We start from the raw sequence: 21,524 nt of genomic DNA on the forward strand, positions 1-21,524 counted from the left end.
CAGGTCGTCCAGTGAGTCTAATTTGAATTCATATTAAGTCAACGACCCCGGTGCTCGCTCTCACGGGCTCCGCGGGCCTCGACGGCGGCGGCGCGATCCCGGCGCCAAGTTGCATGAGGCGTTGACCACACCAGCTTTAGAGTCTAATTTAGATTCGATTCTGCGACGAGAGGACCAAAGTGTGAGGACGTTCGACGGCTTGCCAGCACTTGCTGGCGCAGCGGGGACCGACCTGGGAGTCGGCTCCTGGAGCGTGGTCGACCAGGTCATGGTCGACGGCTTCGCCGGAGCCACCGGGGACCATCAGTGGATCCACGTCGACACCGAGCGGGCCGTGTCGGGACCCTTCGGCGCGACGATCGCGCACGGCATGCTGACTCTGTCGCTGCTTCCGCCGCTCATGCACGAGCTCTACGAGGTGCGAGGCGTCTCGATGGCGATCAACTACGGGTTCGACAAGGTGCGGTTCGCGGCCCCGGTGCGGGTCGGGAGCCGTGTCCGGGTCGGGGCGTCGATCGCGGCGGTGGCCGACCTCGACGGCGCGGCACAGGTCACCTTCGCGGGCGTCGTGCACCTCGAGGGGTCCCCCAAGCCGGCGGCGGCGGCCGACTTCATCGTGCGGTTCGTCGCATGAGCGGCCTGCTGGAGGGCCGCCGCGCGATCGTGACGGGGGCGGCCCAGGGCATCGGGCTCGCCATTGGCGCGGCGCTGGCCGACCACGGTGCTCGTGTGGTGCTGGCGGACCTCGACGGGAACCGCGCGGAGGCGTCCGCCGAGGCGATCGGCCGAGGCGCCATCGGTGTCGGGTGCGACGTCACGGACGAGTCCGAGGTCAATCGCCTCGTGGACCGGGCGGTCGACGAGCTCGGCGGCCTGGACCTGTTCGTGAACAACGCCGGCATCACCCGCGACGCCTCCCTGAAGAAGATGTCGGTGGCGGACTTCGACGCCGTCATCACCGTGCACCTGCGCGGCACCTGGCTCGGGCTGCGCGCCGCCAGTGCGGTCATGCGCGAGGCGAAGAGCGGCAGCATCGTCAACCTGTCGTCCATGTCGGGCAAGGTCGGCAACCCCGGCCAAACCAACTACTCCGCGGCGAAGGCCGGGGTCGTGGGTATGACGAAGGCCGCGGCCAAGGAGCTCGCGCACCACGGGGTCCGGGTGAACGCTGTTCAGCCCGGCCTCATCAGGACCCCGATGACCGCCGCGATGACTCCGGAGGCCTTCGCCACGACAGAGGCCACCATCCCCATGAGGCGTGCCGGCGAACCGGGCGAGGTGGCTGGTGCTGTCGTGTTCCTCGCCTCGCACCTCTCGAGCTACATGACGGGGGCCGTCCTCGAGGTCGCCGGCGGGAGGGGGATGTGAGCGAGCCCGTCCTCGTCGAGGTGACCGGCAACGTCGGACGGATCACTCTCAACCGGCCCGAGGCGATGAATGCGATCACCGTGGAGCTGGGGCACCGGCTCGAGCTCGCGCTGCAGCAGCTCGGTGCCGACCCGGACGTCGACGTGGTCGTCGTACGGGGTGCGGGCGGGAACTTCTCTGCCGGTGGCGACTTCCGCGAGGTGCAGCGGCTCCGGGAGGGGGGTCCGCAAGCTCTGGAGCCTCTGTTCGCGCGCTTCGCCGCCGCGTGCCGGGCCGTCTGGGCGATCCCTCAGCCCGTCGTGGCGGTGGTCGAGGGCGTCGCCATGGCGGGCGGGTTCGAGCTGATGCAGGCCTGTGACGTCGTGCTCGTCCATGCCGACGCTCGCATCCGCGACACCCACGTCGTCTACGGGCAGGTTCCCGGTGGAGGGAGCACCCAGCGGCTGCCGCGGCTGGTCGGGAGACAGCGGGCCCTCGCCCACCTTCTCTCGGGCGACCACCTCAGCGCCGCGGACGCCGTCGCGTGGGGCCTCGCCTACCGATCCATCACGGGGGAGGCGTTCGACCAGGAGGTCGAGCAGTTCGTGTCGACCCTCGCCGGCCGCCGGCCGGCCGCCACACGTGGCATCAAACGCCTCGTGACCGACGGGCTCGCCGGAACCCTGGCCGACGGGCTCGTGCTTGAGATGACCGCCGTCGTCGACCACATCGCCGGAGAGGCCGGGGCGGCCGGTGTCTCCACCTTCCATGCCAAGTCATGACGAAAGGACTGTCCGCATGACCACCCTGATCGCCGAAGGACCCGTGCTCCTCGACATCGAGGACGGGATCGCGCGGGTCACGCTCAACCGCCCCGAGGCGTCCAACGGCGTCGACGTGCCGACGTTGCAGGCGCTGCACGCAGCAATCCTGCGGTGCCACGCGGAGCCGACCGTGCGGGTCGTGCTCCTGCGGGGCGCCGGCCGCAACTTCTGTGCCGGCGGGGACGTGAAGACCTTCGCAGCGAAGGGCGAGGACCTTCCGGAGTACCTCCGGGAGGCGACCGCGTGGCTCCAGATCGCCACCTCGGCGATGATCCAGCTCAAGGCCCCGGTCGTGGCCGTCATCCAGGGCTTCGCGGCAGGTGGTGCGGGGTTCGGCTTCGTGTGCGCCGCCGACCTGGTGGTCGCGGCCGACGACGCGAGGTTCTTCTCCGGGGCCGTCCGGGTGGGCATGGCGCCCGACGCCGGCACGACGGTCACCTTGAGCCGCCTCGTCGGCCTGCGGCGTGCTTTGGACATCCTCCTCACCAATCCGACGCTGAGCGCGGCGGAGGCACTGGACCTCGGCATCGTCAGCCGAGTCGTCCCTGCGGACGAGCTCGAGGCCCAGGCGCACGAGCTCGCGGCCGGCCTGGCCGCGCAGCCGCCCCTGGCCCTCGCGGCCACGAAGCGACTCGTATGGGGCGGGCTAGGAGCGGGCGTAGAGGAGCGACTGGCGGAGGAGGCTCGCGTCGTTTCGGAGCTGTCTGGCACCGCCGACTCCCGCGAGGGCCTCGCCGCCGTCCTCGAGCGGCGTTCCCCGACCTTCATCGGCGCATGAGCCAGGACGATCCGGTCCTGGTCGAGGACCGCGGCCCCGTGCGGGTCGTGACGCTCAACAGGCCGCACGTGCGCAACGCGATCGACTGGCCGACTCGGCTCGCCTTCGCCGAAGCGCTCGAGCGGGCCGATGAGGACCGGGCGGTGCGCGTGGTCGTGGTCACCGGCGCGGGGCCGGCCTTCTGCTCGGGTGGTGACATCTCGACGATGGAGCGGCTGCCGCGGTCGGCGGCCATCGAGCGCGCGCAGGCCGGCCAGCGGATGGTCCGTGCGATCTGGTCGACGGCCAAGCCGGTCGTGGCCGCAGTCGAGGGCTCGGCGTACGGCGCCGGTGTGGCGCTCGCCGCGGCCTGCGACCGAGTCGTCGCTGCCGAGGACTCGACCTGGGCAACCACCTTCACCCGGGTCGGCCTCGCGGGTGACCTGGGCGTCTACGCCTCGCTGCCGTCACGGGTCGGCGTGGCCCGCGCTCGACAGATGCTCATGCTGGGTCGCCCCCTCGACGGCCACGCCGCCCTGCGCGACGGGCTCGTGGACGAGCTCGTGGCGCCGCGGACGGCGCTCGAGGTCGCGTTGCAGGACGCCGCGCAGCTGGCGTCGGGTCCGCCGCGTGCGCTCGGCGTCATCAAGAGTCTGCTGACGGGCGAGCCGAGGCACCCCCTCGCGGTGCTGGACCTGGAGGTCCGCCACCAGGTGGACCTCTGGGAGAGCCCCGACTTCGCGGAGGGCGTCGCCGCCTTCCGGGAGCGGCGCCGTCCGGCGTTCGGGCCCGCCTGACTCGCCCCCCGAATTCTCGACGCGGCTTGCACGGTCCCGCACCGCGTGCTTATTCTAATCTCAATTAAGGAGTACGAATGTCGACGATCGAAGAGCGCCGCGCCCGGCTCGACGAGCGCTTCCCGGCCTGGGTGCCGCGCACGCTGGACAGCTGGCTGGACGTCTGCGCCGCGGAGCACACCGCGCGACCGCTGGTGATCACCGACAACGTGAGCTGGAGCTACGGCGAGGTGGCCGACCTCAGCCGTCGACTGGCCGACGGGCTCGTCGCCCTCGGGGTCCGGCCGGGTGACCGCGTCGGCATGCTGATGGCCAACTACGCCGAGTTCGTGCCGCTGAAGTTCGCCATCGCGCGGACCGGTGCCGTCGCCATCCCGTTCAACTTCCTCTACCGCCGCGAGGAGCTCGGCTACGTGCTGAAGCAGTCGCGGTGCAGCGTGCTGATCACGATGGACGGCTTCGCGGGGCTGGACTACCAGGGAATGCTCGACGAGATCGTTCCGGACTGGGCGAGCGACAGGTTCGCCGATCGCGAGCGCACCGGGGACGGCCCGGACGACCTGCGCCACGTCGCCGTCTTCGCGACCGGCCACCCGACCGCGGCCGGTGCCCGGGCTGGAGCGCCGACGTACGCCGACCTGCTGGCGCTGGGCGATGCCAACCCCGGCGGCGCCGCGCAGGCGGGCCACCTGGCCACCGACATCGGGGACATGCTCTACACCTCGGGCAGCACGGGCTCGCCCAAGGGGGTCCTCGTCACCCATGACGCGGTGCTCCGGACCGGCTACGCCTCGGCGTACACGCGTGCCTACGAGGACGCGCGACGGATCCTGTTCAGCCTGCCCTGCTACCACATGTTCGGCTACGTCGAGGGACTGCTGTCGGCGATGTACGTCGGGGGCGCCGTCATCATGCAGACGTCGTTCTCCGCGGAGGGCTACCTGTCCGGCATCGAGAAGCACCGCGCGACCGACATCCTGTGCGTGCCGACGATGGCCATCGCCATCGTCGAGAGCCCCGCCCGCTTCGACTACGACCTCACGAGCCTCTCGGCGCTCCTGTGCGGCTCGGCGCCCGCGCCGGTTTGGTTGTGGGAGAAGGTCCAGGAGGACTTTGGGGTCAGCGAGATCGTGACCGGCTACGGGATGACGGAATGCGGCGGCGCCATGACGCTCACCTTCCCCGAGGACGAGCTGATCCTGTCCTCGACGACGGTGGGTCGGGTCAAGCTCGCCGGTGCCGCCAGCGTCGAGGGGCACGACACCCTGTGCACCTACCGGACGGTCGACCCGGTCTCCCGCGAGGCGCTCCCGCAGGGTGCCGTCGGTGAGCTGGTCTCCGCCGGCCCGACGATGATGCTCGGCTACTACGACAAGCCTGTCGAGACCGCCGCGACGCTGCGTGACGCCGAGGTCTACTCCGGTGACCTCGGCCTGGTGCGCGAGGACGGCTACCTGGTGCTGACAGGCCGCAGCAAGGAGCTCTACAAGAGCGGTGGCGAGCTGGTCATGCCCAAGGAGGTCGAGGAGGTCTTGGCCGTGCACCCCGCGGTCAGCCAGGCCTTCGCGATCGGGGTCGTCGACGAGCGGTGGGGCGAGATCGGCGTGGCCGTGGTCGTGCGTGCCCCGGGCGCCGAGGTCGACGAGCAGGAGCTCGTCGCCTACGCCAAGGCCAACCTCGCCCGGTTCAAGGTCCCCAAGCGGTTCGTGTTCCTGGATCCGGCTCAGCTGCCCACGACGCCGACCGGCAAGGTTCAGAAGTTCAAGCTCGTCGAGATGGTGGCCCGCGAGGCCGCCGCGAAGACCGTTCAAGGAGTTCCTTCATGACCGCAGTGGTCCCCATGCCCGGAGATGTGGAGGGCGGCAGCGTCTACGACCGTCTGATCCACCCCGACAAGGTGCACGGGTCGCTCTACACCGATCAGCAGGTCTTCGCCGAGGAGCTGCGCAAGATCTGGTACTCGACGTGGGTCTTCGTCGGGCACGAGAGCGAGGTGCCGCAGCCCAACGACTACGTGCGCAAGCGGCTCGGCCTGCAGGACGTCGTGATGACGCGCGACAAGGAGGGGGAGGTGCACCTTCTGCTCAATCGCTGCGCCCACCGGGGCAACCAGGTCTGCGACGACGACAAGGGCAACTCTTCGTCGTTCCGCTGCCCGTACCACGGCTGGACGTACCGCAACACCGGTGAGCTGCTGGGCTACCCCTACAACAAGGGGTACGGCGGCAAGAACAAGCTTGAGCTGGGCATGGGCGTCGTCCCGCGCGTCTCGTCCTACCGAGGCTTCGTGTTCGGGAGCTTCGCCACCGAGGGTCCCACCCTGGTGGAGCACTTGGGTGGCGCGGCGCGCGAGATCGACCGGCTCGCCGACCTGTCCCCCGAGGGCCGGGTCGAGCTGAGCGCCGGCTGGTTAAAGCACAAGACCCGGGCGAACTGGAAGCTGCTCGCGGAGAACGAGACCGACGGCTACCACCCGCAGTTCGTGCACGGCTCGATCTTCGGCGTCACCGGGAGCCCCATCGGGGCGCTCTATAGCGATGCCTCGACCGCGGTGACCCGCAACCTCGGCAACGGGCACAGCGAGAACGACCTCCGCCCGGAGTTCCGCGGGTTCGACGAGGAGATGCGCTGGTTCGGCACGACGGTGGAGCGGGTCCCGCGCTACGTGGCGGCGATGCGCGAGAGGCACGGCGAGGACGCCCACCGGATCCTGGTGGAGGGTGCCCCACACGTCATGATCTTCCCGAACCTGTTCATCGCCGAGATCCAGGTCTTCAACATCCAGCCGGTCTCGGCCGGCGAGTGCGTGCAGTACTCGACCGCGGTGCAGCTGGCGGGTGCGCCCGAGATGAACAAGCGCATGATCTCGCAGTCCATCGGGTCCGTCGGCCCGGCCGGCATGCTGCTGGCTGACGACACGGAGATGTACGAACGCAACCAGCGCGGCGTCGAGGTCCTGGACCCCGAGTGGCTCGACGTGCGCCGCGGGCTGGTGCGCGAGCGGACCGACGAGGACGGCTACACGATCGGGGCCGCGACCGACGAGACCGGAATGCGCGGCTTCTGGAAGCACTACAAGTCTTTGATGGAGGCCTGAAGATGAGCGAGACGGCCGCACCACTCGCAGAGTCCGTCGCGACCGAGACGCCCCGGCACGGCACGCTCGGCCGCGTGCCTGAGGGTTGGGACGTGCGCGAGGTCGAGCAGTTCCTCTACCGCGAGGCCCGGCTCGCCGACGAGAACGACTACGACGGGTGGGAGTCGCTCTGGACCGACGACGCGCTCTACTGGGTCCCCGCAGGCGGAGCCGACATCGACCCGATCACCCAGGTGTCGGTCATCTACGACAACCGGAACCGGATCAGCACCCGCATGAAGCAGGTCAGGACCGGCAAGCGCTACGCGCAGGCTCCGCCGTCCAACCTGCGCCGCATCGTCGGCAACGTCGAGCTGCTCGGCGGGCGGGTGTCGGCCGGAGGGGACGTGGACCTGGAGGTCGGCGCGAACTTCCTGGCCTTCGAGTCCCGCGCACGCGGCAACGAGCTGTGGGGAGGGCGGACCACCTACCGGCTTCGCCTGGTCGACGGCGAGATCAAGCTGGCCTACAAGAAGGTCGTCCTGGTCGACAACGACAAGGCGATCCCGACGTTGGGGTTCCTCGTATGAGCGACACCGGGAACGACCCCTCCGCGGGGGACCACCACGCCATCGTGCCGGGTGAGTCGATGTCCGCGCCGGGGCGCTCCAACGTCCCCGGGGTCGGCCCGGTCGTCGAGAGCGAGTTCGCCAGTGTCTCGGTGAGCCTCGACGAGGACGGGAACTCGGTTCGGCTGCGGCTCGAGGACCTCCGCACCGGCCAGGTGCGGCACCTCGACGCGCTGGAGCTTGAGACGGTCATCTGGCTCGACGAAGGTCACCTCACCACGCTGCTGGACCCGTCCGCCGACCGCTGGCGCGGATGACGCTGCCCGATCTGCGCCCCCATCTCCGCCCCGGCGACACGGTCACCTGGGGGCAGGCGTGCGCCGAGCCGCGCAGCCTGACCCGGGCCCTGGTGGAACAGGCCGCGGACATCGGCGGGATCCGGTGCTTCGTGGGCATCCCCGCAGAGTCCGAGGTGCGCGTGGACACTGCTCCGGCGAGCCTCGCGGTGCACAGCTACTGCGGCTCCGGCAGCAACGGCGCGCTGCACGACGCCGGCCGCCTCGACGTGTGGCCGGTGCCGTACTCCGCGCTGCCCGCCGCCCTCACGCGTGGCCCCCTGCGGGCCGACGTCGTCTTGGTCCAGGTCTCGCCGCCTGACGAGCACGGGCGGCACAGCCTTGGGCTTGGCGACGACTACTTCTCGGCGGCGATCGACACCGCGCGCGTGGTGATCGCCGAGGTCGACGACCGGGTGCCGTTCACCCTGGGGTCGCGGACGCTCGCCAGTGAGGACTGTGCGCTCATGGTGGACGGAACGGTCGGACCCGGCGAGCTGCCGACGCCGACGTCCAGCGAGGCGGTGCGGGGTGTCGCCGTGCAGGTCGCCCGCCTGGTCCCTGACGGCGCCACGCTGCAGTTCGGGATCGGGGGCCTGCCCGAGGCAGTGCTGGCCGAGCTCGGCGACAAGCGGGACCTGGGCATCCACTCCGGCATCTTCAACGAGACCGCGATGAGGCTCGTGCGCGACGGGGTCGCCACAGGTCGGATGAAGTCGCACGACCGCGGTGTGGCGATCGCCGGACTTTTGGGTGGGACCGGCCGCCTCTTCGCCTGGGCACACCGCAACCCCGCGCTCCAGTTGCGTCCCACCGGCTACACCCACGACGCGCAGGTGCTCGCCACGTCGCACCGGCTGGTGGCCATCAACTCCGCCATCGAGGTGGACCTGACGGGTCAGGTCAACGCGGAGACCGTCGGCGGGCGCTACGTCGGCGCCGTTGGCGGTGCGGCCGACTTCCTGCGGGGAGCTGCGGCCTCCGAGGGCGGCGTCCCCATCATCGCCCTACCCGCCACGGCCCGCGGACGCAGCCGTATCGTCCCCCGGCTGGCGGGACCGGTCTCGACCCCGCGATCCGAGGAGCTCGTGATCGTGACCGAGCACGGCGTCGCGGACCTGCGTGGCACCTCGCTCGGCCAGCGGGCCGAGCGCCTCGTCGCGGTCGCAGCCCCCGAGCACCGTGCGGTGCTCGAGGCGGCGGCCGACAACTTCCCTGGAGGATTCAGATGAGCACCACGTTGCGCCGAGCCGCCCTCGTCTCGCCCGTCCGCACACCGGTCGGGGCGTTCGGCGGCACGCTCCGCCCGGTACCGGCCGCGGCCCTCGCCTCGCACGTCATCAAGGAGCTGGTCGCCCGCACCGGCATCGACCCCTCGCGCATCGAGGACGTGTCCTTCGCCCAGTCCTACGCCAACAGTGAAGCTCCGTGCATCGGACGCTGGGCGGCCCTGGACGCCGGGCTGCCGATCGACGTGCCGGGCTTCCAGATCGACCGTCGGTGCGGCGGCGGCCTCCAGGCAGTCATCACCGCGGCGATGATGGTGCAGACCGGGGCAGCAGACGTCGTCGTCGCCGGCGGTGTGGAGTCGATGAGCAACATCGAGCACTACACCACCTCGGCGCGGTGGGGCTCACGCTCGGGCAACCAGTACCTGTACGACCGGCTGGACCGGGGCCGGGAGCGCTCGCAGCCGTCGTGGCGGTTCGGCGAGATCAGCGGGATGGTCGAGACCGCGGAGAACCTCGCGCAGGCCTACGGCATCGGCCGTGACGAGTCGGACGCCTACGCTGCTCGCAGCCAGCAGCGTGCCGCGGCAGCGTGGCGCTCCGGGGCGTTCGCGGACGAGGTCGCCGCTATCGAGGTCCCCCAGCGCAGGGGCGACCCGATCGTCCTCGACCGCGACGAGGGGATCCGCGCGGACACGACGGCGGACTCGCTCGCGCGGCTGCGCACCGTGACCGCGGACGGCACCGTGACCGCCGGCAACGCTGCCCAGCAGAACGACGCGGCCGCCGCCTGCCTGGTCGTGGCGGAGGACCGCCTAGACGAGCTCGGGCTGGAACCGATGGCGTGGTTCGAGGGCTGGAGCGCCGTCGGCTGTGAACCGGCCACGATGGGGATCGGGCCGGTGGGTGCCGTGGAGAAGCTCTTCGCGCGCACGGGTGTCGGCTTCGACGACCTCGCGCTGATCGAGGTCAACGAGGCGTTCGCCGTCCAGGTCCTCGCCGTGCTGGCCGGCTGGGGCGTCACGCTCGACGAGGTCGACGACCGGCTGAACGTCAACGGCTCCGGCATCTCGCTCGGCCACCCGATCGGGGCGACCGGCGTCCGCATCCTGACGACCATGCTCCACGAGCTGCGTCGCCGCGGCGGTGGGCTGGCCCTCGAGACCATGTGCGTCGGCGGCGGCCAAGGAGTCGCCGCCCTCTTCCGAGGAGTCGCCTGATGCCCGGGATTCGCAGCTACGCCACCTACCTCCCGGCCTACCGCCTGGACCCCCGGGACAGCGGCGTCCGCGCGGGCAGGGTCGTGGCGGCCTTCGACGAGGACGCGACGACGATGGCGGTAGCGGCGGCGGAGAGGCTCGTCGACGCCGCCGGGTCCCTCGAGGACGCGGCGCGCCTGACGCTGGCGACCTCCTCCCCGCCGTACCTGGACAAGACGAACGCCGTTGCCGTGGCGGCGGCGCTCGGCCTCCCCGCGACGGTCCCCGCCAGCGATGCCGGCACGACGGCCCGCTCGGTCATGGACGCCCTCGACAGGCCTGGCCTCCTCGTGGCCGCGGACGTGCGAGTGGGCAAGCCGGGGTCGGGCGACGAGCGGTCCGGCGGTGACGGTGCGGCCGCAGTGCTGATCGGCGAGACCGAGCTGGTCGCGGAGGTCATTGGTCGGGCCGCCGTCAACGACGAGCTGCTCGACCGGTGGCGAGACCCCCTCTCGCGGACCGGCGAGCAGTGGGAGGAGCGCTTCGGCTTCGAGCGGCACGCCGCCGCTGTGCGCGCGACTGCCGCGGCCGCGCTCGCGGATGCCGGACTCGAAGAGGCCGACCACGTCGTCCTCACCAGCGCGAACTCCGCGGTCACCAAGCGCGCGGGCGCGCTGGTCAAGGGCCGGTCCTCCACGACCGGATCCCCGATCGGCTTCGCAGGAACGGCTGATCCGCTCCTCGGCCTCGCGGGCGTGCTCGACGTCGCGGGGGCGGGAGAGACCGTGCTGCTGCTCTCAGCCGTCGACGGGTGCGACGCGGCGGTCATGCGCACCACCGACCTGCTCCTCGAGCGACGCCAGCGCCTCCCGCTCGCCGAGCAGGTCGCCGCGCCGAGCGCCAGGACGGTGCCGTACGCGACCTACCTCGGCTGGCGCGGGCTGCTCGACAGGGAGACGCCTCGTCGCCCGGAGCCCGACCGGCCCGCGGGCCCACCCTCGGCTCGCGGTGCAGGCTGGAAGTTCGCCTTCACCGGCAGTCGTTGCGTCCGGTGCGGGTTCGTCCACCTGCCGCCCGTGCGTGTGTGCCGTGGCTGCGGCGCCACCGACCAGATGAAACCGGTGCCGGCCGCGCGGTTGGCAGGGCGCGTGGCGACGTACACCGTCGACCGGCTCGCCTTCTCGCCCTCCCCGCCGGTGGTCGACGTCGTGGTCGACTTCGACGGCGGCGGCCGCACGACGCTCGAGCTGAGCGACGCCGATCCCGACGTCCTCGAGGTCGGGACCGAGGTCGAGGTGGTGTTCCGCCGGCTGTTCACCGCCGGCCGCGTGCACAACTACTTCTGGAAGGCCCGGGCGCTCCCGGGTCGACCGACCGAGAGGAGCGAGCAATGAGCAGCAGAGGCATCGCGGACAAGGTCGCCGTCGTCGGCATGGGATGCACCCAGTTCGGGGAGCTGTGGGAGTCCTCGACCGAGGACCTCCTCCTGGAGGCGGTCGGCGAGTGCCTGACCTCGGCAGGTGTGGCCCGCGACGACGTGGACGCCTACTGGTTGGGCACCCTCGGCTCCGGGCAGTCGGGCTTGACGCTCAGCCGCGCCCTGGGACTGGACCACAAGCCCGTGACTCGGGTCGAGAACTACTGCGCGACGGGATCTGAGTCGTTCCGCAACGCGTGCTACGCCGTCGCGTCGGGGGCGTACGACCGGGTGATGGCGGTCGGAGTCGAGAAGCTGAAGGACTCCGGGTTCAGCGGCCTGCTCCGGTCCGACCCGCCGGACGACGGCACGGCGCCGGAGCTGTCGATCACCGCGCCGGCGGCGTTCTCGATGCTCGACCCGGCATACTGCGCCAAGTACGGCGTGCCTCCCGACCAGATGCGCGCGGCCATGACCCACGTGGCCTGGAAGAACCACGCCAACGGGGCCCGCAACCCCCGCGCCCAGTTTCGCAAGGAGGTGGCACGCGAGACCATCGACGCGGCACCGAAGGTGGCGGGCCGGCTCGGCATCTTCGACTGCTCGGGTGTCTCCGACGGTGCCGCGGCGGCGCTCGTCGTCCGGGCGGAGGACGCGTACGACTACACCGACCGACCGATCTTCGTGAAGGCGCTCGCCCTCGCCGCGGGCCCGATGAGCGGGGGGATGGACCCGGCGTACGACTTCACCACGTTCCCGGAGGTCATCCACTCCGCGCGCGACGCCTACGCGCAGGCCGGCATCACCGACCCGCGCACCCAGATCTCGCTCGCCGAGGTGCACGACTGCTTCACCCCCACCGAGATCGTCCTAATGGAAGACCTCGGCTTCACCGACGCGGGGCAATCCTGGAAGGACGTGCTGGCGGGCGAGTTCGACGCGGACGGTCGCCTCCCCGTCAACGTCGACGGCGGCCTGAAGTCGTTCGGCCACCCCGTCGGTGCGAGCGGCCTACGGATGCTGTTCGAGGCGTGGCTGCAACTGCGGGGCGAGGCGGGGGAGCGGCAGCTCGCCGATCCGCACACGGCCCTCACCCACAACCTGGGCGGTCGTCCCGGGGGGTGCGTCTCCTTCGTGTCGGTCGTCGGCAACGAGCGAACCGCCTAGTGGGATCGCGGGGTTGACGAAGCTCCGAATCTTTTCTAACTTAGATTAAAGCAAGTTCCGCTCGGAGGAAGGTGGCCGGACATGAAAATCCTGGTCGATTACGAGAAGTGCACCGGCCTAGGGATGTGCGAGTCCCTCTCCCCGGAGCACTTCGAGGTCAACGACGAGGGCGACCTCGTCCTGCTGAAGGAGGGCGTCACCGACGACGAGCGGCAGGGGGTCGAGGAGGCCATCGCCGCCTGCCCGACCGAGGCTCTGCGCATGGGGGACTGATCGTGGTCGACCCGGGGACCGGTGGCCCCGTGGAGCGGCTGGTCGTCGTCGGCGCCTCGCTCGCCGGTCTGCGGGCGGTCGAGGCAGCCCGCAAGGCGGGGTTCGCCGGCGAGCTCACCCTGGTCGGGGCCGAGCCCCACCTGCCGTACGACCGTCCGCCGCTGTCGAAGGGCTTCCTCGCGGCGACCGAGGACGGCGCCGCGCCCGCGCCCACGACCTTCCGGACCGAGCAGGTGCTGGTCGAGGACCTGGGCGCACGGCTCATGCTCGGCGCCCCGGCGACCGGCCTCGACACGGAGCGGCGGGTGGTCGAGGTAGGCAGCATCCCGGTGCCCTACGACGCCCTCGTCATCGCGACGGGCGCGCACGCCCGGCAGCTCCCCGGCAGTGGACACCTCGCCGGCGTCCTGCCTCTGCGCACCCTGGACGACTCAGTCGCGGTCCGTCGTGCCCTCGACAGCGGAGCCCGGACCGTGGTCATCGGAGCGGGCTTCATCGGGTCCGAGGTCGCCTCGAGCGCCGCCAAGCGCGGCGTCCCGGTGACCGTGGTCGAGGCGCAGCCGACGCCCCTGGTCCGTGCCACCGGGACGCGCATGGGCCGGGCCATCGCCTCGCTGCACGAGCGGAACGGGACGACGTTGCTGTGTGGCGTCGGGGTGCGTTCGGTCGAGGGTCGGGGCCGGGTCGAGAGGGTCGTGCTTGACGACGGCACCGAGATCCCCGCCGACCTTGTCATCGTGGGCATCGGCGTGGCGCCGACCGTCGAGTGGCTCGAAGGTTCGGGCCTCGCCCTCGAGAACGGCGTCGTCTGTGACGAGACCCTCTGGGCGGGTAAGCCGGGCGTCTACGCCGCGGGTGACGTCGCGAGCTGGCCCAATCCCGTCCTCGGTGTGCGGCAGCGGATGGAGAACTGGACCGCTGCCGCCGAGCAGGGGGCCGCCGCGGCCCGCAACGCCCTCGACCCGGCGCGCGCCAAGCCCTACGGGACGGTGCCGTACTACTGGTCGGACTGGTACGACGTCCGCATCCAGTTTGTTGGGGATCCGCAGGCCGACGAGGTCCGCGTCGTGGACGGCGACCCGGACGACCCGGACAGCGAGCGCTGGGTCGCGCTGTACCGCCGAGGCGAACGAATCATCGGAGCGCTCACCGTGCAGGGCCAGGCGGAGATCATGAAGTACCGGGCCCTCGTCACGAAGGGCGCCACCTGGTCCGAGGCGCTGGAGCACGCCGAGTCTCGCCGGAGGCTGCGGGAGGACAAGGCGCGAGCCGCTGCCGCCGTCTGACGCGCGGGGGCCTCAGTCCTGCGGAGCCAACCCGTTGCGCACGAACGCCTGGGCCATGGCGACGACGGAGTCGAGGGACCCCCGCCGCGGCGACCACCACTCGGCCGCCCAGTTGAGCGCGCCGAGTGCGAGCATCTGGGCGACGTAGGGGTCGAGATCGGGGTTGACCTGGCCCTCGTCGATCGCCGCCCGCACCAGTCCGCGCCACACCTCTCCGTACTGGACCGTCTCGCGGTCCGCCCGCTCCCGGATCGAGTCGGGGATCTGGGCGGCATTGCGGATCGAGGCGGTCGCGTAGTCGGAGAGCTCGAGCTCGTGACGGAGATGGGCCTCGACGGCCACCATGATGCGCTCCATCGGGTCGAGGTCGGCCGCCGCCTCCAGTGCCTCGGTGAGGTGGGCACGCATCTGCGCCAGGCCCACCCACATGACCTCCTCGACGAGGTGCTCGCGCGAGTCGAAGTAGTAGTAGATCGCGGGCGGCTGGATCTCGGCCTCGGTCGCCACGTCCCCGAGCCGCATCCCCGCGTAGCCCTTCGTGCTCAACACCTTGGCGGCCGCGTCGAGGATCCGGCCTCGCGTGCGGGCCGACTTGGTGTCCTGGGCCCCGGAGGATTTCTTGGCGGCGCCGCCGCGCGTGCGCGTCGACGGCTTGGCAGGCATGGCGTCGATTCTAAGCGCGTCACGGACCGAGGCGGTCAAGCTCGCGTCGCCCCGGCGGCGTTCGGCGAGTGCTAGGCATTGAGCGTTGACTGAATTGAACATAGATTAAGTGACATGTCCCTCGATCTCGCTGCGCGCCGGCGCTCCGTACTAAGCGTCCCCGCCGACGACCCCCGCAAGATCGCCAAGGCCCTTGCCGCCGGCGCCGACGAGGTCGTGGTCGACCGGGAGGACGCCGTCGCGGTGCCCCACAAAGACCGGGCCCGAGCGGTCGTAGCAACTGCCGAGTGGCCCGTCGAGCGCCCGCTGGTCGCGGTGCGGGTCAACGGCATCGACACGCCCTGGTTCGAGGCGGACGTCCTCGCTGCGGTGGTGGCGGGTGCCGACTCGATCGTCCTGCCCAAGGCCGAGAGCCGTGCGGACGTCGCGCGGGCGGAGGCACTCCTGGTCGACGAAGGTCGGGGCGTCGCGATCCAGGCCCTCATCGAGACGGCCGCCGGGTTGGCGGGTCTCGCCGACATCACCAGTGTCCCCGACCGGCTGGCGTCCGTCGTGCTCGGGTACGCCGACCTGGCGGCGTCGCTCGGCAGGCGGCAGGTGGATCCCGGCCGATGGGTGGTTGCCCAGGAGCTGGTCCTGCTGCATGCACGGGCGGCCGGGATCGCGGCCGTGGACGGGCCGTACCTCGGTGTGGACGACGACGCGGCGTTCCGAGGCGCCGTCGGCGCGGTCTCTGCCGCCGGGTTTGACGCGAAGTGGGTCATCCACCCGAGGCAGGTCCCAGCCGTCAACGCAGCCTTCGTGCCGAGCGAGGAGGCGGTGGAGCACGCGCAGCGGGTGCTCGAGGCGCTCGCCGCGGCCGAGACGGAGGGTAGGGGGGCCGTCCAGCTCGACGGCCAGCTGCTCGACGGGGCGATGGCGGTCCACGCACGTCGGGTCCTGGGAAAGGCCGTTCGTTGAGCACGCGCACCTCCGAGGGCCCGTGGTTCGACGAGCTCGAGGTCGGCCGCGTCTTCGACCAGGCTCCCGCGATGACCCTGACCGAGGGGCGCGCCGCGGCGCACCAGGCGATCCTCGGCGACCGGCTCAGACTGCCCCTGGACGACACCCTCGCCCGCGCCGTGGCCGGTGCCCCCGTCGCGCACCCGGCGTACGTGTGGAACGTCGCCATCGGCCAGTCAACGCTGGCGACGCAGCACGTGAAGGCCAATCTCTTCTACCGCGACCTGACCCTGCTGCGTCAGCCTGTCATCGGCGACACGCTGCGGACCGTCACGACGGTGGTCGGGCTCCGGGAGAACACTCGACGCGGGGGGCGGGTGCCGACCGGCCTCGCCGCCCTGCACATGCGCACCGAGGACCAGCACGGGCGTGCGGTCCTGGACTTCTACCGCTGCGCGATGCTGCCGCTACGAGGTGACGCCCCCACGGGGCACGCCGACGACCTTGGCTCCGTCGGCTCCGGTGGGCCGAGGGACGTCGGCCGCTCGGTGGCGGAGTGGGACCTTGGTCCGTTTCGCGGGGTCCACGGCGAGCCGGAGGAGCCTGGGGACGGCGACGTCGTGGTGGTCCACGGCGGGGACGTGGTCACGAGTGCCCCCGAGCTGGCGCGGCTCTCGCTCAACATGGCCGCCGTGCACCACGACGAGCGGGCCGGTGGGGGTCGCCGGTTGGTCTACGGCGGCCACACGATCGGCCTGGCGCTCGCCCAGGTCGGCCGGGCGTTCCCGGGGCTGGTGACGGTGCTGGCGTGGGAGGGGTGCGACCACACCGGGCCGGTGCACGAGGGCGACACCCTTCGCAGCCGGATCACGGTCGGCGCCGTACGACCGGGTGCCGGTGGCCTGCTGGTCGACCTGCGGTCCGAGGTGACCGCGGACGAGGGGCGCGACGTCCTGAACTGGCGGTTCACCGCCCTGTTCTGAGGGTGGTGACGGCTGAGCAGTGGCAGAGGCAGGAACGGCGGCGTCGCGGCTCGCGCGACGTCGTGCTGGGAGAGGAAAGTGTCGTGCCCGACTTCGAGGACATCGTTCGCGAGCGGTGGAGCTGCCGGGCCTTCCGGCCAGACCCGGTACCGGACGAGGTGCTGGAACGGGTCCTGCGGCTGGCACAGCGCTCGGCGTCGTGGTGCAACACGCAGCCGTGGGCGGTGCACCTGCTCCGGGACGGTGCCACGGCCTGGTTCGCCCGTGAGCTCACGGCGCACGTGGCGTCGCTCCCGTCGTCCGAGGAGGCCTCGCCGGACCTGGGGCTGCCCGAGTATGCCGGCGTCCACCAGGAACGCCGGCGGGCCGCGGGCCTGGCGCTCTACCGCAGCCTGGGCATCGGCCGGTCCGACCACGCACGCCGTACGGCGGCCATGCTGGAGAACTACTCGTTCTTCGGGGCCCCGGTCCTCGCGGTCGTGACTGTCGACCGGGCCCAGGGGGACTTCGGGCTGGTCGACACCGGGGGATTCGTCGCCAACCTGTTGAACGCCGCGGTCGATTCGGGCCTGGCGGCGATCGCCCAGGGTGCCCTCGGGGTGCACGCCGGCACAGTACGACGACTGCTAGATGTCCCCGAGCGCCGGGCGGTGGTCTGCGGGGTGGCTCTCGGGTACGCCGTCAAAGACCACCCGGTCAACGGCTTCCGCACCGACCGGGCGGCGCTGCCGGACATGGTCACGGTGGTCGACGTTGGGCCCGACTGATCGTCGCGGCCGACCCTGGCGCGGGACGAGCGCTCCGTGTTAGCGTCCGATCTAATTCGTATTCAGATTAGAAAGTTGGAGTCAGCGACGTGTTCCGGCGTGACCTGGTGGAGCGGATGTACGGCGCCTTGCGGACGGGCGACGCGGACGTGCTGGCCGAGGTGCTCGATCCGACCTTCACCGGACGGAGCACCGACGGCCTGCCCCGTGGGCTCGGCGGGACGTTTGCTTCGCCGGCGAGCATGCGTGACGAGTTCTGGTGGCGCATCGGCCAGCTCTACCGCCTCACCCCGCAGGTCGAGGAGTTCCTCGAGACCGAGGAGGGTGCCGTCGTCACCGGGACCTACATAGGGACGGCGCGGTCCTCGGGCCTGCCGCTGCGGGCGGCCTTCACCCACCGCATCGTCGTCGTCGACGGCCGGATCACCCATCTCGACCAGGTCACCGACAGCGCGGCCTGGCACGCCGCGCTCGGCGAGGAGCTCGCGACCATGCGGCTGGCGGTGGAGGACGGCCTCGCCACGCTCTGCCTAGCACGTCCGGACGTGCGCAACGCCATCGACCTCCGCTTCGCCGAGGACCTCCTGCTGGCCGCGCGACGGGTCGCATCCGACCGAGCCGTCCGGGCCCTTCTGATCTGTGGGGATGGTCCGGCGTTGACGGTCGGCGGCGACCTCGACTACATCGTCGAGAACGGCGGCGACGACGTCGGCGCGCTGCTGCGGACGATGACCACCAGCTACCACGCCGCCCTCACGACGTTCGCCCAACTCGACGTCCCCGTCGTCACCGCGGCCCAGGGCGCGGTCGCGGGCGGCGGGCTCGGCCTCGTCTTCGCCGGTGACATCGTCGTCGCGAGCGAGGACGCCCGCTTCGTCTCCGCCTTCGCGGCGCTCGGCCTCAGCGGCGACGGCGGCGGGACGTGGCACCTGCCCCGCCGCATCGGGCCCGCCCGTGCGGCCGAGGTCTACCTCGAGAACCGACCGATCTCCGCACGCGAGGCCCTGGATTGGGGCCTCGTCAACGAGGTCGTCCTGACGGCCGACCTCCGGCGCCGGGCGACCGAGCGTGCGCAGCGTCTCGCGCAGGGGCCCACCCGCGCGTTCGGGGCGATTCGCCGACTCCTCCGTGACTCGTGGTCGAGCTCTCTGAGCGACCAGCTCGCCGCGGAGACCGACACCATCTCGCGCATCGCCGCCACCGCGGATGCGCACAGCGCGGTCTCGGCGTTCCTCGCCAAGACCCGACCTACCTTCGAAGGAGCCTGACGTGCCGGGTCTCATCCACGACTCAGAGGAGCACAGCGCGATCCGGGAGAGCGTCGGGAAGATCGCCGACCGCTACGGCGCGGCGTACTTCCTGGACCGAGCCCGGGCCAACGAGGACATCCACGAGATGTGGGCGGAACTCGGAGCGGCCGGTCTGCTCGGGGTGCACCTGCCCGAGGATCACGGGGGCGGCGGTTCGGGCATGCAGGAGGCCGCGGTCGTGGTCGAGGAGCTGGCCGCCCACGGCTTCCCGATGCTTATCTGGGTGATCTCGCCCGCCATGATCGGCAGCGTCCTGGCCACCTATGCGTCGACCGAGCTGAAGGAGATGTGGCTGCCCGGCATCGCCGACGGCAGCAAGCGCGTCGCGTTCGGTCTCACCGAGCCGGACGCCGGATCGAACAGCCACCGCGTCTCCACGACGGCGACGCGCGACGGCGACGGCTGGCGACTCTCAGGCCAGAAGTACTACATCTCGGCGGTCGACCAGTGCGACGCGATCCTCGTGGTGGCGCGGGACGCCGAGCACTCCACCGACGCCAAAGGCAAGCTGTCAATCTTCGTCGTGCCGACCGATGCGCCGGGTCTCACCTACTCGCCGATCCCCACCTCCATCGTCTCGCCCGACAAGCAGTTCACGGTCTACTTCGACAACGTCGAAATCGGGCCGGACCAGCTCGTGGGCGAGGCCGGCAACGGTCTGCGTCAGGTCTTCGCGGCCCTGAACCCCGAGCGCATCCTCGTCGGCGCGATCACCACCGGCGTCGGGCGCTACGCCATCGCCAAGGCCGCCGACTACGCGAAGGACCGGGCGGTCTGGGGAGTGCCGATCGGCCAGCACCAGGGCGTCGCGCACCCGCTCGCCGATGCGCACATCAACGTCGAGGTGGCGCGTCTGGCCACGCGACACGCGGCCGAGCTCTACGACGCCGGTCACCCGGGTGCCGGCGAAGCCGCCAACATCGCCAAGTACGCCGGGGCCGAGGCCGCCCTGAAGGCACTGGACCAGGCCATCCAGACCCACGGCGGCAACGGCCTGGCCCAGGAGTACGGCCTCTCCGACCTGTGGTTCGTCACACGACTGATGCGTACCGCCCCGGTCAGCCGCGAGATGGTCCTCAACTTCGTCGCGCAGACCTCGCTCGGCCTGCCGCGTTCCTACTGACCCACCGGAGGCACCCATGAGCGAGAACCAGCAGTACGACGCCGTCGTCATCGGCGCCGGCGCAGGCGGGCTCTTCACCGCTGCCCGACTGACCAAGCTCGGCTACCGGACCCTCGTGCTCGAGCGGCTCGACAAGGTCGGTGGGCGCGCGTCCACGACCGAGATCGACGGCTTCAAGGTGAACGACGGCGCGATCGTCATCGAGGTCGGCGGCATCACGCAGCAGACCTGCGAAGAGGTCGGTGCGGACTTCGACATCCGCGAGCCGAAGCCGCCGATCCTCTACCGCATCAAAGGCAAGGAGGTCGACGTCACCGGCGGCGGCTGGGGCTTCCTCCTCCAGAAGCTCACCCGCCAGGGTGCCAAGGTCGTACAGGGGATCGGCGCCGCGCGCAACGACAGCGGCCTCCCGGAGGACGAGCTTTCCCTCAAGGACTGGCTGTCGAAGTACACCAAGAACGAGGGTGTGCACGGCATCTTCAGGAACATGGCCGCCTCGGTCTTCGCCGTCGGGTCCGAGGACCTGCCGGCCCGGGTCTTCTTGACCTACTTCACCCGCAAGAGCGCGTTCAAGCGCTTCGGGTTCCACCCCGAGGGCACCATCGGCCTGTGGAAGGCGCTCGCGCGGGCGGTGGAGGCCAACGGGGGCGAGATCCGGCTGTCGACCGACGTCCGGCGGATCCTGACCGACGGCGGTGCCGTCGCCGGTGTCGAACTCGCGGACGGCACGCTCGTCCGAGCGCCCGTGGTCGTCAGCAACGTCGGCCCCGCCGCCACCGTCCGGCTGCTCGGCGACGGCATCGCCGACGAGGACTATTTGGCGGAGGTCAAGCGCACTGACCGGCCGACGGCGATGATCACGATTAACTTCGCCAGCCAGGAACCGCTCTTCGAGGCGCCCGGCATGCTCAGCTTCGCCACGACTCGGCGGCTGGCCTACTGCGCGAACTTCACCGGCACCTGCCCGGAGATGGCGCCGGAGGGGTGGCACCTCTACTGCGGGACCGCGGTGCCCGGCAACCCGACCGGCAACTTCGACGAGGGCGAGGAGACCGCACTGCTCCTCGAGGACCTGCGCGAGAACATCCCGGGCTTCGACCGGAAGGCACGGATCCTCTCGACCGTCGTGACCAAGGACGACTGGCCGCCCCAGCGGGCGGTCGCCGGGTACGACCTCGGCCACGACACCCCCGTCGGGGGCCTGTGGAACGTGGGCGACGGAGTCAAGGAGTACGCCAACGGCGGGACCACGGCCTGCGCCGAGACGGCGCAGCTCGTCGTCGAAAAGATCGTCGCCAGGAACCCGGTCGCGGTCGCCTGACCCGACCGGGTCCTCGGTGGAACCGTTGTGGCGGGGGGGGGGGGGGGGCCGCCCCCCCCCCGCCCGCGGGGGGGCCGCCCCCCCCGGCCATCACGCGGGGGGGGGGGCGCGCGGGCGCGGGGGCGCGCGGGTTACCTAC

Annotated in this window: 22 protein-coding genes; 21 read left to right on the forward strand and 1 reads right to left on the reverse strand. The window is 71.3% G+C overall.

Annotated elements, in window-relative coordinates; all coding sequences use genetic code 11:
- The first annotated feature begins 181 nt into the window (after positions 1-181).
- The 15 genes from AB0N29_RS19840 (at position 182) to AB0N29_RS19910 (ending at position 14,276) form a co-directional block, all read left to right on the forward strand.
- Positions 182-634, forward strand: coding sequence for a MaoC family dehydratase (locus AB0N29_RS19840; RefSeq protein WP_364869682.1), 453 nt, complete (start codon positions 182-184; stop codon positions 632-634).
- Positions 631-1,368, forward strand: coding sequence for a 3-oxoacyl-ACP reductase FabG (gene fabG / locus AB0N29_RS19845; RefSeq protein WP_364869685.1), 738 nt, complete (start codon positions 631-633; stop codon positions 1,366-1,368). Before AB0N29_RS19840 ends, fabG begins: the two co-directional genes overlap by 4 nt.
- Before the next feature lie 20 nt (positions 1,369-1,388).
- Positions 1,389-2,129, forward strand: coding sequence for an enoyl-CoA hydratase/isomerase family protein (locus AB0N29_RS19850; RefSeq protein WP_364869688.1), 741 nt, complete (start codon positions 1,389-1,391; stop codon positions 2,127-2,129).
- Positions 2,130-2,145: 16 nt separating this feature from the next.
- Positions 2,146-2,949, forward strand: a complete 804-nt coding sequence (locus AB0N29_RS19855) for an enoyl-CoA hydratase-related protein (RefSeq protein ID WP_364869691.1) — start codon at positions 2,146-2,148, stop codon at positions 2,947-2,949.
- Positions 2,946-3,725 carry an enoyl-CoA hydratase-related protein gene (locus AB0N29_RS19860; RefSeq protein WP_364869694.1) on the forward strand — a complete coding sequence of 260 codons (780 nt, stop codon included), beginning with the start codon at positions 2,946-2,948 and terminating at the stop codon, positions 3,723-3,725. Before AB0N29_RS19855 ends, AB0N29_RS19860 begins: the two co-directional genes overlap by 4 nt.
- Positions 3,726-3,802: 77 nt before the next feature.
- Positions 3,803-5,551, forward strand: coding sequence for a class I adenylate-forming enzyme family protein (locus AB0N29_RS19865; RefSeq protein ID WP_364869697.1), 1,749 nt, complete (start codon positions 3,803-3,805; stop codon positions 5,549-5,551).
- Positions 5,548-6,822: an aromatic ring-hydroxylating dioxygenase subunit alpha gene (locus tag AB0N29_RS19870; protein WP_364869700.1), complete on the forward strand. Its 1,275-nt coding sequence runs from the start codon at positions 5,548-5,550 to the stop codon at positions 6,820-6,822. Before AB0N29_RS19865 ends, AB0N29_RS19870 begins: the two co-directional genes overlap by 4 nt.
- A 74-nt stretch (positions 6,823-6,896) precedes the next feature.
- A complete protein-coding gene (locus tag AB0N29_RS19875) occupies positions 6,897-7,391 on the forward strand; it encodes an aromatic-ring-hydroxylating dioxygenase subunit beta (RefSeq protein ID WP_364869703.1) in 495 nt (164 codons plus the stop codon).
- Entirely contained in the window at positions 7,388-7,687 is a 300-nt protein-coding gene (locus tag AB0N29_RS19880; RefSeq protein ID WP_364869706.1) for a hypothetical protein, read from the forward strand. The genes AB0N29_RS19875 and AB0N29_RS19880 overlap by 4 nt, the downstream gene beginning before the upstream one ends.
- Positions 7,684-8,937, forward strand: coding sequence for an acetyl-CoA hydrolase/transferase C-terminal domain-containing protein (locus AB0N29_RS19885; RefSeq protein WP_364869709.1), 1,254 nt, complete (start codon positions 7,684-7,686; stop codon positions 8,935-8,937). The genes AB0N29_RS19880 and AB0N29_RS19885 overlap by 4 nt, the downstream gene beginning before the upstream one ends.
- Entirely contained in the window at positions 8,934-10,154 is a 1,221-nt protein-coding gene (locus AB0N29_RS19890) for an acetyl-CoA C-acetyltransferase (protein WP_364869712.1), read from the forward strand. The genes AB0N29_RS19885 and AB0N29_RS19890 overlap by 4 nt, the downstream gene beginning before the upstream one ends.
- Positions 10,154-11,527 carry an OB-fold domain-containing protein gene (locus AB0N29_RS19895; protein ID WP_364869715.1) on the forward strand — a complete coding sequence of 458 codons (1,374 nt, stop codon included), beginning with the start codon at positions 10,154-10,156 and terminating at the stop codon, positions 11,525-11,527. Before AB0N29_RS19890 ends, AB0N29_RS19895 begins: the two co-directional genes overlap by 1 nt.
- Entirely contained in the window at positions 11,524-12,717 is a 1,194-nt protein-coding gene (locus AB0N29_RS19900; protein ID WP_364869718.1) for an acetyl-CoA acetyltransferase, read from the forward strand. Before AB0N29_RS19895 ends, AB0N29_RS19900 begins: the two co-directional genes overlap by 4 nt.
- An 81-nt stretch (positions 12,718-12,798) precedes the next feature.
- Positions 12,799-12,990 (forward strand): ferredoxin, encoded by a 192-nt coding sequence (locus AB0N29_RS19905; RefSeq protein ID WP_364869721.1) that lies wholly within the window; start codon positions 12,799-12,801, stop codon positions 12,988-12,990.
- Between the two features lie 2 nt (positions 12,991-12,992).
- Positions 12,993-14,276 carry an FAD-dependent oxidoreductase gene (locus AB0N29_RS19910; protein ID WP_364869724.1) on the forward strand — a complete coding sequence of 428 codons (1,284 nt, stop codon included), beginning with the start codon at positions 12,993-12,995 and terminating at the stop codon, positions 14,274-14,276.
- A gap of 12 nt (positions 14,277-14,288) precedes the next feature.
- On the opposite strand, the gene AB0N29_RS19915 is transcribed toward AB0N29_RS19910, so the two are convergent.
- Positions 14,289-14,939, reverse strand: a complete 651-nt coding sequence (locus AB0N29_RS19915; protein ID WP_364869727.1) for a TetR/AcrR family transcriptional regulator — start codon at positions 14,937-14,939, stop codon at positions 14,289-14,291.
- A gap of 114 nt (positions 14,940-15,053) precedes the next feature.
- Between AB0N29_RS19915 and AB0N29_RS19920 the strand changes: the two genes are divergently transcribed.
- The 6 genes from AB0N29_RS19920 to AB0N29_RS19945 all read left to right on the forward strand — a co-directional run bounded on the left by AB0N29_RS19920 (position 15,054) and on the right by AB0N29_RS19945 (position 21,385).
- The gene (locus tag AB0N29_RS19920) at positions 15,054-15,899 is read left to right on the forward strand and encodes a CoA ester lyase (protein ID WP_364869730.1); all 846 of its coding nucleotides are present in this window, start codon (positions 15,054-15,056) and stop codon (positions 15,897-15,899) included.
- Positions 15,896-16,864, forward strand: coding sequence for a MaoC family dehydratase (locus tag AB0N29_RS19925; protein ID WP_364869733.1), 969 nt, complete (start codon positions 15,896-15,898; stop codon positions 16,862-16,864). Before AB0N29_RS19920 ends, AB0N29_RS19925 begins: the two co-directional genes overlap by 4 nt.
- A gap of 83 nt (positions 16,865-16,947) precedes the next feature.
- Complete coding sequence (locus AB0N29_RS19930) at positions 16,948-17,631, forward strand: nitroreductase (protein WP_364869736.1); 684 nt, start codon at positions 16,948-16,950, stop codon at positions 17,629-17,631.
- An 89-nt stretch (positions 17,632-17,720) separates the two neighbouring features.
- A complete protein-coding gene (locus AB0N29_RS19935) occupies positions 17,721-18,899 on the forward strand; it encodes an enoyl-CoA hydratase-related protein (RefSeq protein WP_364869739.1) in 1,179 nt (392 codons plus the stop codon).
- 13 nt (positions 18,900-18,912) lie between these two features.
- Entirely contained in the window at positions 18,913-20,064 is a 1,152-nt protein-coding gene (locus tag AB0N29_RS19940) for an acyl-CoA dehydrogenase family protein (RefSeq protein ID WP_364869751.1), read from the forward strand.
- A gap of 16 nt (positions 20,065-20,080) precedes the next feature.
- A complete protein-coding gene (locus AB0N29_RS19945; protein WP_364869742.1) occupies positions 20,081-21,385 on the forward strand; it encodes an NAD(P)/FAD-dependent oxidoreductase in 1,305 nt (434 codons plus the stop codon).
- Positions 21,386-21,524: the final 139 nt, after the last annotated feature.

Origin of the sequence: Nocardioides sp. NPDC092400 (genome assembly GCF_040684155.1) — a bacterium.
GTDB lineage: Bacteria > Actinomycetota > Actinomycetes > Propionibacteriales > Nocardioidaceae > Nocardioides.

Excerpts from the sequence above, each read along its gene's own strand:
- AB0N29_RS19865 (WP_364869697.1), top strand. The coding sequence starts at position 3,803 with ATGTCGACGATCGAAGAGCGCCGCGCCCGGCTCGACGAGCGCTTCCCG.
- AB0N29_RS19880 (WP_364869706.1), top strand. The coding sequence starts at position 7,388 with ATGAGCGACACCGGGAACGACCCCTCCGCGGGGGACCACCACGCCATC.
- AB0N29_RS19900 (WP_364869718.1), top strand. The coding sequence starts at position 11,524 with ATGAGCAGCAGAGGCATCGCGGACAAGGTCGCCGTCGTCGGCATGGGA.
- AB0N29_RS19920 (WP_364869730.1), top strand. The coding sequence starts at position 15,054 with ATGTCCCTCGATCTCGCTGCGCGCCGGCGCTCCGTACTAAGCGTCCCC.
- AB0N29_RS19895 (WP_364869715.1), top strand. The coding sequence starts at position 10,154 with ATGCCCGGGATTCGCAGCTACGCCACCTACCTCCCGGCCTACCGCCTG.
- AB0N29_RS19890 (WP_364869712.1), top strand. The coding sequence starts at position 8,934 with ATGAGCACCACGTTGCGCCGAGCCGCCCTCGTCTCGCCCGTCCGCACA.
- AB0N29_RS19945 (WP_364869742.1), top strand. The coding sequence starts at position 20,081 with ATGAGCGAGAACCAGCAGTACGACGCCGTCGTCATCGGCGCCGGCGCA.
- AB0N29_RS19860 (WP_364869694.1), top strand. The coding sequence starts at position 2,946 with ATGAGCCAGGACGATCCGGTCCTGGTCGAGGACCGCGGCCCCGTGCGG.
- AB0N29_RS19855 (WP_364869691.1), top strand. The coding sequence starts at position 2,146 with ATGACCACCCTGATCGCCGAAGGACCCGTGCTCCTCGACATCGAGGAC.
- AB0N29_RS19915 (WP_364869727.1), bottom strand. The coding sequence starts at position 14,939 with ATGCCTGCCAAGCCGTCGACGCGCACGCGCGGCGGCGCCGCCAAGAAA.
- AB0N29_RS19905 (WP_364869721.1), top strand. The coding sequence starts at position 12,799 with ATGAAAATCCTGGTCGATTACGAGAAGTGCACCGGCCTAGGGATGTGC.
- AB0N29_RS19870 (WP_364869700.1), top strand. The coding sequence starts at position 5,548 with ATGACCGCAGTGGTCCCCATGCCCGGAGATGTGGAGGGCGGCAGCGTC.
- AB0N29_RS19885 (WP_364869709.1), top strand. The coding sequence starts at position 7,684 with ATGACGCTGCCCGATCTGCGCCCCCATCTCCGCCCCGGCGACACGGTC.
- fabG (WP_364869685.1), top strand. The coding sequence starts at position 631 with ATGAGCGGCCTGCTGGAGGGCCGCCGCGCGATCGTGACGGGGGCGGCC.